The organism is Bartonella sp. AP58NXGY (genome assembly GCF_042195785.1).
Taxonomy (GTDB): Bacteria; Pseudomonadota; Alphaproteobacteria; order Rhizobiales; family Rhizobiaceae; genus Bartonella.
Map to the genome: position 1 here is coordinate 417 of NZ_JBHIOY010000272.1, position 266 is coordinate 682.

The following is a 266-nucleotide window of genomic DNA, read 5'->3' on the forward strand; positions in this document are numbered from 1 at the left end:
TTGTACAAGAAGCATTTGAAACAACGCGATGCTCTTTATTTAAAGATTGATGATTAACCCCGTACACCACGGTAAGATCGGCTCCTTCAGAAGGCGCAGAAACAAGCACACGCTTTGCCCCCGCTTCCAAATGCGCCTTTGCTTTATCACGCGCCGTAAAAATGCCCGTACATTCCAACGCAATATCGATATCTAAATCTTTCCAAGGCAATTGTACAGGATCACGCTCAGCGCATACCTTTATTAAACCACTCCCCACATCAATG

Annotated in this window: 1 protein-coding gene; it reads right to left on the minus strand. The window is 45.1% G+C overall.

What is annotated here, in order from left to right; all coding sequences use genetic code 11:
- Positions 1-266 (minus strand): glyceraldehyde 3-phosphate dehydrogenase NAD-binding domain-containing protein (locus ACFINC_RS10885; RefSeq protein ID WP_375617220.1); only part of this gene is annotated, 266 nt, incomplete at both ends.